The 13,851-nt window shown below is 69.4% G+C and carries 9 protein-coding genes; 5 read left to right on the forward strand and 4 right to left on the reverse strand.

The features are described 5' to 3' along the window. Positions 1-119: 119 nt before the first annotated feature. Positions 120-1,850, reverse strand: a complete 1,731-nt coding sequence (locus YWM_RS0100990) for a sigma-54-dependent Fis family transcriptional regulator (RefSeq protein WP_028849139.1) — start codon at positions 1,848-1,850, stop codon at positions 120-122. 313 nt (positions 1,851-2,163) lie between these two features. Here YWM_RS0100990 and YWM_RS0100995 point away from each other — a divergent pair, with 313 nt between their 5' ends. Both YWM_RS0100995 and YWM_RS0101000 read left to right on the forward strand, forming a co-directional pair. Next, entirely contained in the window at positions 2,164-3,093 is a 930-nt protein-coding gene (locus YWM_RS0100995) for an alpha/beta hydrolase (protein WP_043659041.1), read from the forward strand. Between the two features lie 34 nt (positions 3,094-3,127). Continuing rightward, a complete protein-coding gene (locus YWM_RS0101000; RefSeq protein ID WP_028849141.1) occupies positions 3,128-4,753 on the forward strand; it encodes a flavin-containing monooxygenase in 1,626 nt (541 codons plus the stop codon). Here YWM_RS0101000 and YWM_RS0101005 read toward each other — a convergent pair whose 3' ends face one another. Beyond that, positions 4,754-5,674 carry a LysR substrate-binding domain-containing protein gene (locus tag YWM_RS0101005; RefSeq protein ID WP_028849142.1) on the reverse strand — a complete coding sequence of 307 codons (921 nt, stop codon included), beginning with the start codon at positions 5,672-5,674 and terminating at the stop codon, positions 4,754-4,756. It lies immediately after the preceding gene. Between the two features lie 75 nt (positions 5,675-5,749). Here YWM_RS0101005 and YWM_RS0101010 point away from each other — a divergent pair, with 75 nt between their 5' ends. Genes YWM_RS0101010 through YWM_RS0101020 form a run of 3 tightly spaced genes read left to right on the forward strand, consistent with a single transcriptional unit; the run spans position 5,750 to position 9,328 of the window. Further along, the gene (locus YWM_RS0101010; protein WP_028849143.1) at positions 5,750-6,928 is read left to right on the forward strand and encodes an acyl-CoA dehydrogenase family protein; all 1,179 of its coding nucleotides are present in this window, start codon (positions 5,750-5,752) and stop codon (positions 6,926-6,928) included. Then, a complete protein-coding gene (locus tag YWM_RS0101015) occupies positions 6,925-8,100 on the forward strand; it encodes a CaiB/BaiF CoA transferase family protein (protein ID WP_028849144.1) in 1,176 nt (391 codons plus the stop codon). Before YWM_RS0101010 ends, YWM_RS0101015 begins: the two co-directional genes overlap by 4 nt. A 7-nt stretch (positions 8,101-8,107) precedes the next feature. Next, positions 8,108-9,328, forward strand: coding sequence for a thiolase family protein (locus tag YWM_RS0101020; RefSeq protein ID WP_028849145.1), 1,221 nt, complete (start codon positions 8,108-8,110; stop codon positions 9,326-9,328). A 317-nt stretch (positions 9,329-9,645) separates the two neighbouring features. Here the strand turns inward: YWM_RS0101020 and YWM_RS0101025 are convergent, their stop codons facing one another. Together YWM_RS0101025 and YWM_RS0101030 are read right to left on the reverse strand one after the other, a co-directional pair. Further along, positions 9,646-12,069 carry a GH92 family glycosyl hydrolase gene (locus YWM_RS0101025; protein ID WP_028849146.1) on the reverse strand — a complete coding sequence of 808 codons (2,424 nt, stop codon included), beginning with the start codon at positions 12,067-12,069 and terminating at the stop codon, positions 9,646-9,648. A gap of 102 nt (positions 12,070-12,171) precedes the next feature. Continuing rightward, entirely contained in the window at positions 12,172-13,752 is a 1,581-nt protein-coding gene (locus tag YWM_RS0101030) for a beta-N-acetylhexosaminidase (RefSeq protein ID WP_028849147.1), read from the reverse strand. Positions 13,753-13,851: the final 99 nt, after the last annotated feature.

Here is a 13,851-nt window from a genome sequence, read left to right on the forward strand (position 1 = left end):
GCGTCGACAGGGACGGTGACCCGCGGGCCCGCGGTCACCGTGTGCCGATCCGGCGCGGTGGCTGCGGGCCGAGCGGCCGCACTGGCGTGGGCCGTGCAGTGAACGGCGCGCCTGCGACGTCACTGCAGGCCGAACTCGCGCATCTTGCGGTAGAGCGTGTTGCGGCCGATGCCCAGCGCCTTCGCCGCACGGCTTCTGTTGCCGCCCGCGGCCCGGAGTGCGTCGACCACTGCCTTGCGCTCGGCGCACTCCAGCAGGCTCATCGAGCGCCGGGGCGCGCGCAGTTCCGCAGGCAGGTCGTCGACCTCGACGATGCCGCCGTTGGCCCGGCGCGCCAGCGCGGTGACGGTGTTGTCGAGCTCGGCCACGTTCCCCGGCCAGTGCCACGCCATCAGCACGTCCCACACACCGGGGGCGAAGCGGGTCCGGGACGCGGGCTCTCCCAGATCGGTGACGATGCCACGGACCAGGGCGGGGATCTGTGCTTTGCACCTCGACAGTTCCGGCAGCTGCACGGTGGTGGCCACCTGCCGTACCAGACCGAGCACGGCCTCGTCGCCCTCGTCCAGGTCGACGGTGAGGGCGATGGGGCCGCCCGAGGCGGCCAAAGCCTGCACCTGAGCGACCGAGGGCACCGGTGCGAGGTGAACCCTGCGCAGCACCAGACCGCGACCCGCTTCGACCGCCGATCGCGCGTGGGCGAACCAATCGGGGTCCAGATGGGGCTCGACCACGGCCGGATCCGCGGCATCGAGCAGCTGCAGCGTGCGCAGCGCCGTCCGCAGTTTCCCGGTTCCGGCAGAGCCGGTGAGTGCCACCAGTTCACCGTGCTGAACAGCGGTCTGCAGCTCCCTGGCGACTCGGTCGTCGAAATGCAGCGGCTCGTCACCGAGCGGTGGAACCGGAGCCGACGGCGCGTCGAGGACGACCTGGCCGATCGGGCGACGAGACAGCAGGGTGACGCTGTAGGCGGGCTTGCCCGCATCATGCGCCGGCTCGACGACCGCGTCGTACATGCCGTCCGACAAGGGGACGGTCATCTGCTGCTGCTTACGCGGCGCGTGCTCGGTCAGGAACTGCCACAGCAAAGGATGCAGGTCCGGGCCGACGTGAGCCAAGGCGATGCGGTTGGCCAGCACCGTCTCCTGGTCGACCACGAGCGCGCCGGTGTCGGTGCGCTCGAGGGACAGGCACGCCTGCACGAAGCGGCGGCGTCGCTCACCCGCTTCGTCGAGGATCCGGGCTTCGATCTGCCTGCCGACGTCGCCGGCGAGCACCCCCATCAAAGGGTGGACGTCGTCGACCGAGCACGCCAGCGAGAACGTGCCCACCAGCTTCCCGGTGGCCGGCTCGATGATCGGGGTGCTGGCACACGTGAGGTGCTCCAGCAGCACGTTGTAGTGCTCCGGCCCGCGGACCAGCACGGGTCGTCGTTCCGCGAGCACGGTGCCGATGCCGTTCGTGCCGACGGACTGCTCGGAGAAGTCGAAGCCCTCGGCGGCGTAGGCGTTGTCCATGACGTCGCGCTGCGTGCGAACCTGGGCGCGTCGCGCGATGATCCGACCGCTCGCGTCGGACAACACCATGGCCACGGCGACGTCGGCCAGGCTGTCGGCGAGCCGGTTCATCACCGGTTCGGCGGCGCGATGGAGCACGGTGCGTTCGGGCTCGGCGAAGTCCACTCGGGTGGGCAGGACGGGAACCTCGCTACTGACGCACCGGCGCCAGCTTCGTTCGATGTGCTCGGGCACGCCGACGCGTCCGGGTGGCGCGGTCAGCAAGCCGCCCTCGACGAGCGCCTCGCGGCTGCGGCGTATCCGGTCCCAGTCGGTCCGCGACAGGACCGGCACGCCGGAAGGTTGGTCTGGACGCATGGTCGCCTCGCGTTCCGGCCCGGCTCACGCCTCGGCCCTCGCCAGCGCTGCCGGCCATCTCGTCAGGATGCCTGATGTCCATCACCTGCGCCAACGACGAAAGGCCGCCGTTGACCGTGCCGCGGGTGCCTCGATGGTAGCCCTCGGTAACCGCGCAGTGAGTGTTCCGTTCTGGAACACCTGGTTCGTTCCACATCGGAACAGTCACGGACCAGGCGCTCTCGTCACAGTGAGTCCTACGCCACACACCGGACCGGTCACGGTCCGTCACGACTCTCAGGAGGAACTGATGACCACGGCGCCTTCCGCCACACCGGCGGGCATCTCGGCCGAAGCGGACGCCCTGCGCGCGCTCTACGCCGACTGGAGCCAGCTGCTCACCAGCATGCCCGACCTGCCGATGCGGCTGCTCCGTTCGATCTTCGACGAGTGGCACCAACCCACCCGGGAGCCCGAGGACGTGAGCTACCGCGAAGACGACGTCGGCGGCGTTCCCGGCCTCTGGGCCCTCCCAGCCGGGGCGGACACCTCGCAGGTCCTGCTCTACACCCACGGCGGCGGGTTCGCCGTCGGGTCGGCGGCCAGCCACCGCAAACTCGCCGGACACGTCGCCAAGGCGCTCGGTGTCACCGCTTTCGTGCTCGACTACCGAAGGGCGCCGGAGCATCCCCACCCGGCGCAGCTGGAAGACGGTGTCGCGGCGTTCACCGCGCTCGTCGAGCGGGGGATCGAACCGGGCAACATCACGACCATCGGCGACTCCGCGGGTGGGAATCTCGCGATCGCGATCCCCCTCGCCCTGCGGGACAAGGGGCAGCCGATGCCCGGTCGGGTGATCGCGTTCTCGCCGTGGCTGGACATGGAGAACTCCGGCGAGACGCTGGTGACCAACGACGCCACCGATGCCCTGATCACCGTTCCGCTGTTGGCAGGCATGATCGCCGGTGTTCTCGACAACGGCCGGATCGATCCGACGAATCCGCTGGCCAACCCGCTCTATGCGGACTTCACCGGCTTCCCGCGCCTGTACGTCAACGCCGGCTCGGTCGAGTCATTGCTCGACAACGCCACCCGGGTCGCGGAGAAGGCGAAGGCCGCAGGCGTCGACGTGACGCTGTCGATCGCCGAAGGAATGCAGCACGTCTTCCCGTTCCTGGCCGGCAATGCGCCGGAGGCGGACGCCGAGCTTTCCGCCATCGCCAAGTGGTACGCCAACTGACCCCGTCCGACCTGCCGCTGCGGAGGAGCAACCCATGAGCACGACTCAGACACCCGACCTCGACGCCATCGTCATCGGTGCCGGCTTCGGCGGCATCTACATGCTGCACAAACTGCGCAACGACCTCGGCCTGTCGGTGCGTGTGTTCGAAAAAGGTGGTGGCGTCGGCGGAACGTGGTACTGGAACAAGTACCCGGGCGCCAAATCCGACACCGAAGGGTTCGTCTACCGCTACTCGTTCGACAAGGAACTGCTGCGGGAATACGACTGGACCACCCGCTACCTGGACCAGCCGGACGTGCTCGCCTACCTCGAGCACGTGGTCGAGCGCTACGACCTGGCCCGGGACATCCAGCTGAACACCGAGGTCACCGATGCGATCTTCGACGAGGAGACCGAGCTGTGGCGGGTCACCACGGCCGGGGGAGAAACGCTGACGGCGCGGTTTCTGGTCACCGCGCTGGGGCTGCTGTCCAGGAGTAACATCCCGGACATCCCCGGCAGGGACTCGTTCGCCGGTCGGCTGGTGCACACCAACGCCTGGCCGGAGGACCTGGACATCACCGGCAAGCGGGTGGGTGTGATCGGGACCGGGTCGACCGGCACCCAGTTCATCGTCGCCGCCGCGAAGATGGCCGAGCAGCTGACCGTCTTCCAGCGGACGCCGCAGTACTGCGTCCCGTCCGGCAACGGCCCGATGGACCCGGACGAGGTCGCGCGGATCAAGCAGAACTTCGACAGCATCTGGGACCAGGTCCGCAGCTCGACGGTGGCGTTCGGTTTCGAGGAGAGCACGGTCGAGGCGATGAGCGTGTCGGAAAGCGAGCGGCAGCGGGTGTTCCAGCAGGCATGGGACAAGGGCAACGGTTTCCGCTTCATGTTCGGCACGTTCTGCGACATCGCGACCAACCCGGAGGCGAACGCGGCCGCCGCGGCGTTCATCCGGAGCAAGATCGCCGAGATCGTCAAGGACCCGGAGACGGCGCGCAAGCTGACGCCGACCGACCTGTACGCGAAGCGCCCGTTGTGCAACGAGGGCTACTACGAGACCTACAACCGCGACAACGTGAGCCTGGTTTCGCTGAAGGAGACACCGATCGAGGAAATCGTCCCGCAGGGCGTGCGCACGTCCGACGGGGTGGTGCACGAGCTCGACGTGCTGGTGTTCGCCACCGGCTTCGACGCGGTGGACGGCAACTATCGCGCGATGAATCTGCGCGGTCGCGACGGCCGGCACATCAACGAGCACTGGACCGAGGGTCCGACCAGCTATCTGGGCGTCACCAAAGCGGGCTTTCCGAACATGTTCATGATCCTCGGCCCCAACGGCCCGTTCACCAACCTGCCACCGAGCATCGAGGCGCAGGTCGAGTGGATCAGCGACTTGATCGACAAGGCCACGCGGGAGGGGCTGACCACGGTCGAGCCGACCGCGGACGCCGAGCGCGAGTGGACCGAGACGTGCGCGGAGATCGCGAACATGACGCTGTTCCCGAAGGCCGACTCGTGGATCTTCGGCGCGAACATCCCGGGCAAGCGGCACGCGGTGATGTTCTATCTGGGCGGGCTGGGGAACTACCGCCGGCAGCTCGCCGACGTCGCCGATGGCGGCTACCGCGGCTTCCAGCTGCGGGGGGAACGAGCGCAGGCCGTCGCTTGATCAAGCGTGGGTGGCGCCGTCCTCGGTCGGGGCGGCGCCACCCAGTGCCAGCAACTCGGCGAGCACCGCGCGCAGCGCTGGGTCGCGGTCGCCGCGACGCCAGGCCGCCCGGAGATCGACTTTTTGCGCAGGGGCGTCGAGCGGCACGAACACCACGTGTGGGTCGGTGACGTTGCGTGCCACCGACGCGAGCGTGAGATGGCACCCGACCTCGGCGCTGACCAGGGCGATCGCCGTTTGCGTGTCGGGTGCGATCTGCGTGACGTCGGCGACGAAACCGGCTGCTTGCGCCAGCTGTCGCAACCGGTCCGGCAACACGGCACCCTCGTGGGGCGGCAACGAGACGAACGGATCCTCGGCGAGCTGATCGATGCGGACCGATCGTGCGGTGGCGAGACGATGTGTCCTCGGCAGCGCGACGGCGAGTTCGTCGGGCATGACCACCCGGGCCTCGATGTCCGCCGGGATCACGTCCCAGCGGCCGAGTGCGATGTCCGTTTCCCTCCTGACCAGTCTCTTCATCGCGGGTTGGGCGAAGTTCTGGCTGGACAGCTCCAACTCGATGCCGGGGCGGCGGGAGCGCACGGTGCGGGCCAGCCGCGCCACCAGATCGTGGGTCGACACTCCGGCGAACGCGATCCGCACCAGGCCCGCCTCGGATGTGCCCGCCGCACGGACCGCCAGCTCGGCCCGGCGCACCGCCGCCAGCACGTCCCGAGCGGGGTCGACCAGCGCCCGGCCGCTCGCGGTGAGGCTCACCGACCGGGTGTTGCGCTCGAACAGCCGGGATCCCAGTTCGCGCTCCAGCTGCTTGATCGTGCGGCTCAGCGGTGGCTGCGCCATGTGCAGCCGCTCTGCGGCCCGGCCGAAATGCAACTCCTCGGCCACGGCGAGAAAAGCGCGGAGCTGGTGGACGTCCATTAGTGACAAGAGAGTATCACTGATCGACACATTTGGTATTGGACTGATCTCAATCAAAGGTTGATAGTGAAAGCCATGTACACCGGCAATCCCGACGTCCCCGACGACGTCTTCGCGGACGTCCTCAGCCAGATCGACGACTTCGTGCGCAGCCGCGTCATTCCGCGCGAACGCGAGATCATGGAAACCGACGCCATTCCCGCCGACCTGCGCCGACAAGCGGCGGAGATGGGGCTGTTCGGCTACGCGATCCCGCAGAAGTGGGGCGGGCTCGGCCTCGACCTCGTGCAGGACGTCGAGGTTGCCATGACGCTGGGCTACACGTCGCTGTCGCTGCGGTCGATGTTCGGTACCAACAACGGCATCGCCGGGCAGGTGCTGGTCGGTTTCGGCACCGACGAGCAGAAGGCCAGGTGGCTTCCCGGAATCGCCTCCGGCGAGATCGTGGCGTCGTTCGCGCTCACCGAGCCCGGCGCGGGATCGAACCCGGCGAGCCTCCGCACCGCCGCCGAACCGGACGGTGACGGCTGGGTGATCGACGGAACCAAACAGTTCATCACCAACGCCACCGACGCCGGGTTGTTCGTCGTGTTCGCGCGCACGCAGCCGCCGTCGGAATCGGGCCCGGGGATCGCGGTTTTCCTGGTCCCGGCGGATGCTCCGGGCATCACGGTCGGCGCCAAGGACGCCAAGATGGGGCAGGAGGGCTCGAGCACCGCCGAGGTGACCTTCTCCCAGGTCCGGGTGGGGCCGGAGGCGCTGGTCGGGGGAGACGCGAACGCCGGCTACAAGGCCGCGATGACCTCGCTGGCCCGCGGCCGCATCCACATCGCGGGGCTCGCCGTCGGCACCGCGCAGCGTGCACTCGACGAATCGGTCAGCTACGCGGCCACGGCGACCCAGGGCGGCACGCCGATCGGTGATTTCCAGTTGGTGCAGGCGATGATCGCCGACCAGCAGACCGGGGTGCTCGCCGGGCGGGCGATGGTCCGTGAGGCGGCGCGCGCCTACGTCACCGGTGCGGACCGCCGGATCGCGCCGTCCGCGGCGAAGCTGTTCTGCACGGAGATGGTCGGCAGAGTCGCCGACCTCGCCGTTCAGGTGCACGGTGGCAACGGCTACATGCGCGGTGTGCCGGTCGAGCGCATTTATCGCGACGTGCGGCTGATGCGGCTGTACGAGGGCACCAGTGAGATCCAGCGGCTGATCGTCGGTGGTGGTCTGGTCCGGGCGGCCAAGAGGAACGCCGGATGACCCGGCCGCTGGACGGGATCACCGTCGTCGCGATCGAGCAAGCCGTCGCCGCACCGCTGGCCACCCGCCACCTGGCCGACCTGGGCGCCCGGGTGATCAAGGTCGAACGGGTGGACGGCGGAGATTTCGCTCGCGGCTACGACCACGCGGTGCACGGGACCGGAGCCCACTTCGTGTGGCTCAACCGGGGCAAGGAGTCGCTTGCGGTGGATCTCAAGGCGCCGGAAGGTCGCGACGCGGTCCGTCGGATGGTGGCGAAGTCCGACGTGTTCGTGCAGAACCTCGCGCCTGGCGCGCTGGCTCGTCTCGGGCTCGACGGCCTCCGCGCCGAGCAGCCGGATCTGATCGAGGTGAATCTGTCCGGATTCGGCATCGGCGGTCCGCTGGAGCAGCGCAAGGCGTACGACATGCTGATCCAGGCGGAAGCCGGGCTGATCGCCATCACCGGGACGCCGGACGCGCCTGCCAAGACCGGGATCCCGACGGCAGACATCGCGTCCGGGATGTATTGCGTGCAAGCGGTGCTGTCGGCGTTGGTGCGGCGGCTGCGCACCGGCGAGGGCGCCACGATCGAGGTGTCGATGTTCGAGGCCACCGTCGAATGGATGGGTTACGCGCTCTACACCTCGATGTACGCAGGCACTCAACCGGCACGGATGGGACTGAGCCACGCGTCGATCGCACCGTACGACGCGTTCCCCACACGCGACGGCCAGGTGCTGATCGGGGTCCAGAACGACACGGGTTGGCGCACCCTGGTCACCGAGGTGCTCGAGGCGCCGTGGCTTGCCGACGATCCCCGCTTCGTCACCAATGTGCGGCGGGTGGCCAACCGCGCCGAATGCGACGCCGAGGTCGCCGCTCGCACGGCCCGTTGGACGACCGAGCAGCTCGATGCCCGGCTGGCCGCGGCAGGCGTTCCGGCCGCGCAGCTGAAAAGCGTCGCCGAGGTGGTCGATCACCCGCAGCTGAAGGCGCGCGATCGCTGGCGCAAGGTGGGAACCGAGCACGCGCAAGTCCGCGCGTTACTGCCGCCGGTAACGTTCTCCGACGTCGAGGCGTCGATGGGCGACGTCCCGGCGCTGGGGCAGCACACCCGCGCCCTGCTCACCGAGGTGGGCATGGAAGCCGACGAGTTGATAGCCCGCGGTAAGGCCGCGCAAGCACAGTAGGAGAGCCATGTCGGACGTATTCATCGTGGACGGCGTTCGGACCGCGCAAGGCCGCTACGGCGGCGCGTTGGCCACCATCCGGCCGGACGATCTGGCCGCGCTGGTCGTGGGGGAGGTCGTGCGCCGGGCCGACATCGCCGGGGACGCGGTCGACGAGGTGATCCTCGGTGCGGCCAACCAGGCGGGCGAGGACAACCGCAACGTCGCGCGCATGGCGACGCTGCTGGCCGGGCTGCCGGACGAGGTCCCCGGCTACACCGTGAATCGACTGTGCGCCAGCGGCCTGACCGCGGTCGCGACGGCGGCCAACACCATCCGCGCAGGTGAGGCGGACGTCGTGGTCGCCGGTGGCGTCGAGTCGATGACGCGGGCGCCGTGGGTGATGGCCAAACCGGGCACCCCGTGGGCCCGGCCCGGCGAGGTCTCCGACACCTCGCTCGGCTGGCGGTTCACCAACCCGACCTTCACCGAGCACGACAAGGCCGTGCCCGCAGATGCCGGGCCGGAGGTGCGCAAGGTGACGCTGTCGATGGGGGAGACGGCCGAAGAGGTCGCCCGGCTCGACGGCATCACCCGGGAGGAATCCGACGAGTTCGCGCTGCGCAGCCACCAGCGCGCGGTGGCCGCGATCGACGCCGGGCGTTTCGAACGGGAAATCGTGCCGGTGGAGGTCGGCGACGAGCAGTTCGCCGTCGACGAAGGCCCTCGCCGCACGACCACGACGGAGAAGCTGGCCAAGCTTCGGCCGGTGTTCCGCAAGGACGGCATCGTCACGGCCGGATCGTCCTCTCCGCTGTCGGACGGCGCGGCCGCGCTGGTGTTGGCGAGCGAGGACGCGGTCAAGCGTCACGGCCTCACGCCGCGCGCCCGGGTCGTGGCCGGCGCGAGCGCCGGGGTCGCCCCCAACGTGATGGGGCTCGGTCCGGTTCCCGCCACCGAGAAGCTGCTCGACCGGGTCGGGCTGACCACCGACGATCTGGACGCGATCGAACTGAACGAGGCGTTCGCCGCGCAGAGCCTCGCGGTCATCCGGCGCCTCAAGCTCGACCAGGACAAGGTCAACGCCGACGGTGGAGCGATCGCCCTCGGCCATCCGCTGGGCTGCTCCGGAGCGCGCTTGGTCGTCACGCTGCTGGGCAGGTTGGAACGAGAGGACGCCCGCCGCGGCCTGGCCACGCTGTGCGTCGGCGTCGGCCAGGGTGTGTCGCTGTTGATCGAGCGGGCGTAGCGGTCCTGCTGCTGGTGGCTCACTCCCGCAAGGCGGGGTGAGCCACCAGCGCGCAGGTCACTGGTCCAGCCGCACCGTCAGCGCGTTGTTGCCGGGCGGGTTGCCGCTGGACCGTGCCGTCGGTGCGGCGCTGAAGCGGCCGGTCGCCGCTGGCCCGAGTCGACGGTGCGGCGCTGGTGGCGGCGCGTGGGTCACTGCCCCGAGCCGTCAGTGCGGCGATCGTGTCCGCCGGTCGTTGCTGGCCCGAGCTGTCAGTGTGGCGTTGTTGCCGCCGGTCGTTGCTGGCCCGAGCGGTCAGCATGTGGTCGCCAGTGCCATCAGCGCGGCAGCGCCGCCGGGTCGGTCGCCCAGTCGGTGTTCGGCTCGGCCGCAAGCTGGTGATCCAGCCTGCCCCCGCGCGTGGCCAGAACGCCGCCGTCCCACGAGCGGTCCAGCGCCTTGCCGTTGAGCTTCACCGACCCCACGTAGGGTCGCTCGTCGCCCGCACCGGGCGCGTTGATCACGATGTCCGGCCCCTGCGGTCGCTCGATGACCGCGTGCGGGAACAACGGGGCGCCGATCAGCAGGTTCGCCGACCCCGGCTTCTGGGGGTAGAGCCCGAGCGCCGAGAAGATGTACCAGGCCGACATCGTGCCGAGGTCGTCGTTGCCCGGCAGGCCCTTGGGGCCGGTGCCGTACTGGGTGTTGATGATCTCCCGCACGGTTTCCTGCGTCTTCCAGGGCTTGCCGAGCGCGTTGTACAGCCAGGGCACGTGGATACCCGGCTCGTTGGTCGGGTCGTACCGCAGCGGGTCACCGCCGCCGACCGCCCACGAGCCGTCCGGGTTGTGGAAGAACGCGTCGAGTCGCTCGGCCGCGCGCTCCCGGCCACCCATCGCCTTGGCGAGGCCCTGCACGTCGTGCGGCACCATCCACGTGTAGGTGGCGCTGGTGCCCTGCGCGAAGCCCGCCTCCGAGCCCGGGTCGAACGGCGTCACCCACGTGCCGTCGGCGTTGCGCGCCTGGATGTAGCCGGCCTTCTCGGTCGCATTCGGGTTGTAGACGTTGCGCCAGTAGCCCGCGCGCCGGGTCAGCTCCTTCGCCTTACGTGTCTCGCCCAGGTCGCGTGCCCATTGTGCGAGCGCGTAGTCGGCGAGCGCGTCCTCCAGCGTCTCGGCGGCGCCGCCCCAGCAGTGGCAGACGTCGTGTGGCGCATAGTGCTTCTTCAGATATTCCGCCAGGTTCGGCCGCTGGCCTTCACACTGGCCTGGGCAGCCCTTGTCCGACAGCCCGTCGGGGTGCGGCACGGTCGCTTGCCGATACAGCGACTCGAACGCGCCCTTCACGTCGAAGTTGCGCACGCCCATCGCATAGAACGTGGGCAGCGTCGCCGCGGACGGGTCGCCGGTCATCACGTGGGTCGCGCCGTTGATGTGCACCCACCGATCCCACACGCCGCCGTTCTGCCGCGCGAAGTTGAACAGCGACTGCGCGAAATCACCCGCCACCTTCGGCTTGATCAGTGCAAGCAACTGGACATGGGCCCGGTACTGGTCCCAGCCGGAGAAGTTGCTGTACTGCGCTTGTTGGCCGCGCTCGATCCGGTGGACACGGCCGTCCATACCGGGGTAGCGGCCGTCGGCGTCGCTGATGATGTTCGGCTGGAGCAGCGCGTGGTACAGCGCGGTGGTGAAGGCGACGCGCTGGTCAGCAGTGCCACCGTCGATCCGGATGCGCTGCAGCTCCCGATCCCATTTCCGCCGGCCGGCCCGCGCCACGTCGTCGACGGTCGCCGACGCCGGGATCTCCTGCCGCAGATTGGCCTCGGCGCCCGCGAGGCTGACGTAGGAGATGCCGATGCGCATCCGGACGGGCTCTCCGTCGGGGTCGAATCCGACGTAGCCGCCCGAGCCACGGCCCGCGCGGTCCGCGCCGGTCGCGTACCCCTCGCCGCCGCCGTTCGTGGTGGAGCCCGGCGCCAGCTCGTCGTCGCGCCACGTGCCGTAGCGGGCGAAGTCGTGGTCGAACGTCGCGCTGAAGTGCAGTTTGTAGTAGCTCTTGCGGTTGTTCTCCCCGCCGTTGGCGCGCCGGCCACAGAACGCTCCGGTCAGCACCCATCCGGTGACCTTGCGCTGCTTCGCGTGGATGTCGACGTGGGCGTCCTCGCTGCCGTTGAGCGAGTTGGACACCCGGAACAGCAGGTTCGCCGGTTTGTCGGTGGGGAAGTCGAACTCGGCGACGCCCGCGCGCTCGCTCACCGCGAGATCGGTGCCGATGCCGGAGGCGAGCTCGAGCGTGTAGCGGCCGGGTGTGGCGCGCTCGTCATCGTGCGAGAAGTCGTCGGCGTAGATCTCGTCGGTGGTGTCGGCGGTGGGCGACGATGTGACGTCCTTGGCGATCGGCATGATCGGTACGTCGCCCGCGGCTCCGGGATGGCAACCGGCGCCGTTGATGTGCGTCAGGCTGAAGCCGCGGATGCGCGTGACGTCGTAGGAATACCCGTTGGCCGCGCCGGTATCGGTCTGGTCGCCCTTGGTGCTGGTCGGTGACCACGCGATCATGCCGTGCGGCAGGACCGCGCCAGGGTAGGTGTTGCCCCCGTTGGCCGACCCGATCAGCGGGTCCACTTCGTTCGACGGCCGCACCTGGTCGGGCGGCTGTGCCGGGCTCGCGGTCGCCGTCAGCACCGAGCCGGCGGTCAGCGCCACGAGCGTTGCGATGACCCCGGCCTTGCCCGCCCGAACTCGTCGCCCCGTCCCCACTCGGCACCTCCCTGACCGGTTGTCTCCCGCGCCGCGGGCGACCGGACCGGGTCGCCCGCGGCGCGGACACGATAGCGGCAAATCGCGCGAAGAGGGCAGTAGCTACCAATCGATCTGCGGCGAGCGGTAGAAATTGACGCCCTCGGCCTCCCAGCGCTTGCCCTCCTCGGCCAGCCGCGCGCGGAACGACTCCCAGTCGTGGCTTTCCGCGGGGGACCACCCGAGCTCGGCGATCGCGGGCAGCCGGGGGAAGGCCATGAACTCGATGTCGTCGAGGCTGCGCAGCGTCTCCGACCACAGCGGAGCCTCCACACCGAACACGGCGTCCTCGCCGACTCCGCTCACGTGGCTGCCCGGGTCCCATTCGTAGGCGTCCTTGACCTCGATGTACCCGGCCCACGTCAAGCCGAGCTGGGTGTTCTCGTCGTACTTCATGTCGAGGTAGGCCTTGTTGGCGGGCGACATGATCACCTTGTTGCCGCGGGCCACGGCCTCGGCCAGGCTCGCGTTCTCCCGGTTGGTGTGCCAGAACTGCGGCACGACCGACGTGGGCGGCTCGGCCTTGGTCACCTCGGTCCAGCCGAACGCGCGCTTGCCGTACTTCTCCACCAGCGGCAGCACCCGCTGCATGAACGCGCGGTAGTCCTCGTCCGGGGTGGCGTGCGCTTCGTCGCCGCCGATGTGCAGGTACGGCCCAGGAGTCAGCTCGGCGATCTCACGGATGACGTCCTCGACGAAGCGGTAGGTGATGTCCAGGTCGATGCACAGCGAGCTGTAACCGACCTCGGTGTCGGTGCGCGGCGGCACCGGTTTGCCGTCGCAGTTCAGCTCGCCGTAGACGGACAGCGCGGCGTTGGTGTGACCGGGCATGTCGATCTCCGGCACGATCGTGATGTGCCTGCTCTCGGCGTAGGCGACCAGGTCGGCGTAGTCCTCCTTGGTCAGGTAACCACCGCCGACCCCGTCCACGCCGGTGCCTTCGCCACCACCTTCCGGCGCCAGCCGGGGCCACGAGTCGATCTCGATGCGCCAGCCCTGGTCGTCGGTCAGGTGCAGATGCAGGTAGTTGATCTTGTAGTGGGCGATCTGGTCGATGTAGGACTTGATCTCGTCCGGGGTGTGGAAGTGCCGGGCGATGTCCAGCATCGCGGCGCGGTAGGCGAAGCGTGGGGCGTCGACGACCCGGCCGGCGGGCACGGACCATTCCCGCGCACGAGGTGAGTCGGCCGCGATCTCCGCGGGCAGTAGCTGGCGCAGTGTCTGAACCCCGGCGAACAGGCCGTCCCCGGTGTTGGCGCGGATGGTGATCTCGTTGCGGTTGACGTCGAGCCGGTATCCCTGGTCACCGACTCGCGTGCCCGCGCCGCGGAGGAGCAGCGCGATGCTCGGCCCGTCCGCGGCCCGGTCGGTGACCTTGATCGGGTACCCGGTGGCGGGCCGCAGTTGTTCGGCCAGGTACTCACCGACCTGGCGGGCTTCGTCCGACCCGCGCTGCGTGCGGATGACGGTGTGCGGACCGAGCTCGAACGCAGGTCCCTGGTGCGCGTCGGCCTCGAGCGGTGCCGGGATCAGCGCCTCGTAGCGACTCGCCGGCTGTTGCGCCGCTGTGGTGGCTTGCTCGGCCATGGCGGGATGGGCGAGGGCGGTCATGGTGAGGGCGGCGGCGCCGAGGACGGCCGCCATTCGGGTTCGCTTCTGCACGGGAACACCTCCGGTAGCCCGGTCGACGTCGTTAAAGGTGTAGACCAATTACCGGGCTGTCCGACAGGTCCATTCGTGGTG

The sequence above is a fragment of the Thermocrispum municipale DSM 44069 genome, from assembly GCF_000427825.1.
Classification (GTDB): Bacteria; Actinomycetota; Actinomycetes; order Mycobacteriales; family Pseudonocardiaceae; genus Thermocrispum; species Thermocrispum municipale.

Bases quoted from the DNA above. Each gene is read 5' to 3' on its own strand.
- YWM_RS0101020 (WP_028849145.1), top strand. From the start codon at position 8,108: ATGTCGGACGTATTCATCGTGGACGGCGTTCGGACCGCGCAAGGCCGC.
- YWM_RS0101000 (WP_028849141.1), top strand. From the start codon at position 3,128: ATGAGCACGACTCAGACACCCGACCTCGACGCCATCGTCATCGGTGCC.
- YWM_RS0101005 (WP_028849142.1), bottom strand. From the start codon at position 5,674: ATGGACGTCCACCAGCTCCGCGCTTTTCTCGCCGTGGCCGAGGAGTTG.
- YWM_RS0101010 (WP_028849143.1), top strand. From the start codon at position 5,750: ATGTACACCGGCAATCCCGACGTCCCCGACGACGTCTTCGCGGACGTC.
- YWM_RS0101015 (WP_028849144.1), top strand. From the start codon at position 6,925: ATGACCCGGCCGCTGGACGGGATCACCGTCGTCGCGATCGAGCAAGCC.
- YWM_RS0100995 (WP_043659041.1), top strand. From the start codon at position 2,164: ATGACCACGGCGCCTTCCGCCACACCGGCGGGCATCTCGGCCGAAGCG.
- YWM_RS0101030 (WP_028849147.1), bottom strand. From the start codon at position 13,752: ATGGCGGCCGTCCTCGGCGCCGCCGCCCTCACCATGACCGCCCTCGCC.